This is a genomic window from Candidatus Termitispirillum reticulitermitis, from assembly GCF_054655775.1.
The window spans coordinates 1-2739 of the sequence record NZ_BAAIHG010000111.1 but is presented as its reverse complement, the minus strand read 5'-3'; the positions used below and the strand labels follow the sequence as shown (position 1 = coordinate 2739).

At 44.8% G+C, this 2739-nt stretch carries 5 protein-coding genes; 2 read left to right on the top strand and 3 right to left on the bottom strand.

The features are described from left to right. The coding region (locus AC1MDJ_RS07505) for an ACP S-malonyltransferase (protein ID WP_479690300.1) at positions 1–482 on the top strand (482 nt) is incomplete at its 5' end. Positions 483–500: 18 nt separating this feature from the next. Further along, the gene (fabG, locus tag AC1MDJ_RS07500; RefSeq protein WP_479690301.1) at positions 501–1247 is read left to right on the top strand and encodes a 3-oxoacyl-[acyl-carrier-protein] reductase; all 747 of its coding nucleotides are present in this window, start codon (positions 501–503) and stop codon (positions 1245–1247) included. Here the strand turns inward: fabG (AC1MDJ_RS07500) and acpP are convergent. From acpP to AC1MDJ_RS07485, 3 genes are all read right to left on the bottom strand, one after another. Further along, complete coding sequence (gene acpP, locus AC1MDJ_RS07495) at positions 1225–1470, bottom strand: acyl carrier protein (RefSeq protein ID WP_479690302.1); 246 nt, start codon at positions 1468–1470, stop codon at positions 1225–1227. The two genes, fabG (AC1MDJ_RS07500) and acpP, sit on opposite strands and share 23 nt — an antisense overlap. Positions 1471–1492: 22 nt before the next feature. Continuing rightward, the gene (gene fabG / locus AC1MDJ_RS07490) at positions 1493–2239 is read right to left on the bottom strand and encodes a 3-oxoacyl-[acyl-carrier-protein] reductase (RefSeq protein ID WP_479690301.1); all 747 of its coding nucleotides are present in this window, start codon (positions 2237–2239) and stop codon (positions 1493–1495) included. 18 nt (positions 2240–2257) lie between these two features. Beyond that, the coding region (locus tag AC1MDJ_RS07485) for an ACP S-malonyltransferase (RefSeq protein WP_479690300.1) at positions 2258–2739 on the bottom strand (482 nt) is incomplete at its 5' end.

Genomic DNA, 2739 nt, shown 5'->3' with positions numbered 1-2739 from the left:
TATCTCGTCCCGATAGTATTGTTGAGCCTGCTAACTTTAATTCTGATGGGCAAGTTGTTGTAGCGGGGCATATTGCAGCATTGCAGCGGTTTGAGTTGGCGATGAAAGCAAATGGGGCGAAGCGTGTGGTGTCTCTGCCAGTGAGTGCTCCATTCCATTGTTCGCTGATGAAACCTGCACAGGCTAGTATGGCTGACTATCTTACGACTATTGAAATCAAGCAGCTGACTACATCGGTGATAAACAATGTGGATGCGGCGGTGGAAGATGAGCCTAGTGTGGTATATGACGCACTGGTTAGGCAAATGAGTGGGGCGGTGAAGTGGAGTCAAAGTGTGAGAAAACTAATTAGTTTAGGAGTGACAACGTTTGTAGAAGTGGGCGCGGGTGCGGTTTTAACTGGGTTGATAAGAAAGATTGACAAAGGTGTGGAATGTGTTAATATATCAAAACTCGGTGATTTAGAGAAAATATTAAGATAGATGATAGGGTAATAGATTATGAGAGATTTAGAAAATAAAGTGGCGTTAGTGACAGGTGCTTCTCGCGGAATAGGGCGTGCCGTTGCGTTGAGGCTTGCATCAGCTGGGGCATTGGTTGCTGTGAATTATGCTAGTTCAGCGGCTGGTGCTGAGGAGGTTGTGGCGCAGATAAAAGCTGCTGGTGGCAATGGCATGGCTGTAAAGGCTGAGGTGGGCAAATCCAGCGAGGTTGCCGCAATGTTTGAGCTGGTGAGTAAAGAGCTTGGGGCGGTTGATATACTTGTGAATAATGCGGGCATTACTAAAGACACGTTGCTTATTAGAATGAAAGATGAAGATTTTGATAAAGTTATAGAGACCAATTTGAGAGGGGCGTTTCTCTGTGCTAAGCAGGCTATAATGCCTATGATGAAGAAAGGTTATGGGAAGATTATCAATATGTCTAGTGTTGTGGGTTTTTCTGGTAATGCGGGGCAGCTCAATTATGTTGCATCTAAGGCGGGCATTCATGGTATTACTAAAGCCTTAGCCACTGAATATGGGGCAAAGGGGATACGGGCGAACTCTATAGCTCCGGGCTTTATCAAAACTGATATGACAGACAAGTTGTCTGATAGTGTGAGAACGGCACTTGTTGATAAGACGCTGTTGAAGTCGCTTGGCAGTGTGGATGATATAGCGAATGCGGTTTATTTCTTGGCATCACCCTTGTCAGACTATATAACTGGTCAGGTTATACATGTCAATGGCGGGATGTATTTATAAAAAGGGAACAGGAGGCAGAGACATGGCTGATAAGCAAGCAGAGGTAGTCTTCGTCAGATATTTCTACATTGAATTTTTCTTCAAGTGCCATAACCAACTCAACGGTGTCCAAAGAATCCGCACCCAAATCTTCAACAAAAGAAGATTCCAGCGTTACCTTAGACTCCTCAACATTCAACTTCTCAGCGATGACTTTGACTACCTCTGCTTGCTTATCAGCCATGTCTCTGCCTCCTGTTCCCTTTTTATAAATACATCCCGCCATTGACATGTATAACCTGACCAGTTATATAGTCTGACAAGGGTGATGCCAAGAAATAAACCGCATTCGCTATATCATCCACACTGCCAAGCGACTTCAACAGCGTCTTATCAACAAGTGCCGTTCTCACACTATCAGACAACTTGTCTGTCATATCAGTTTTGATAAAGCCCGGAGCTATAGAGTTCGCCCGTATCCCCTTTGCCCCATATTCAGTGGCTAAGGCTTTAGTAATACCATGAATGCCCGCCTTAGATGCAACATAATTGAGCTGCCCCGCATTACCAGAAAAACCCACAACACTAGACATATTGATAATCTTCCCATAACCTTTCTTCATCATAGGCATTATAGCCTGCTTAGCACAGAGAAACGCCCCTCTCAAATTGGTCTCTATAACTTTATCAAAATCTTCATCTTTCATTCTAATAAGCAACGTGTCTTTAGTAATGCCCGCATTATTCACAAGTATATCAACCGCCCCAAGCTCTTTACTCACCAGCTCAAACATTGCGGCAACCTCGCTGGATTTGCCCACCTCAGCCTTTACAGCCATGCCATTGCCACCAGCAGCTTTTATCTGCGCCACAACCTCCTCAGCACCAGCCGCTGAACTAGCATAATTCACAGCAACCAATGCCCCAGCTGATGCAAGCCTCAACGCAACGGCACGCCCTATTCCGCGAGAAGCACCTGTCACTAACGCCACTTTATTTTCTAAATCTCTCATAATCTATTACCCTATCATCTATCTTAATATTTTCTCTAAATCACCGAGTTTTGATATATTAACACATTCCACACCTTTGTCAATCTTTCTTATCAACCCAGTTAAAACCGCACCCGCGCCCACTTCTACAAACGTTGTCACTCCTAAACTAATTAGTTTTCTCACACTTTGACTCCACTTCACCGCCCCACTCATTTGCCTAACCAGTGCGTCATATACCACACTAGGCTCATCTTCCACCGCCGCATCCACATTGTTTATCACCGATGTAGTCAGCTGCTTGATTTCAATAGTCGTAAGATAGTCAGCCATACTAGCCTGTGCAGGTTTCATCAGCGAACAATGGAATGGAGCACTCACTGGCAGAGACACCACACGCTTCGCCCCATTTGCTTTCATCGCCAACTCAAACCGCTGCAATGCTGCAATATGCCCCGCTACAACAACTTGCCCATCAGAATTAAAGTTAGCAGGCTCAACAATACTATCGGGACGAGATA

Coding starts and splice junctions, on each gene's coding strand:
- fabG (WP_479690301.1), bottom strand. CDS start 2,239: ATGAGAGATTTAGAAAATAAAGTGGCGTTAGTGACAGGTGCTTCTCGC.
- fabG (WP_479690301.1), top strand. CDS start 501: ATGAGAGATTTAGAAAATAAAGTGGCGTTAGTGACAGGTGCTTCTCGC.
- acpP (WP_479690302.1), bottom strand. CDS start 1,470: ATGGCTGATAAGCAAGCAGAGGTAGTCAAAGTCATCGCTGAGAAGTTG.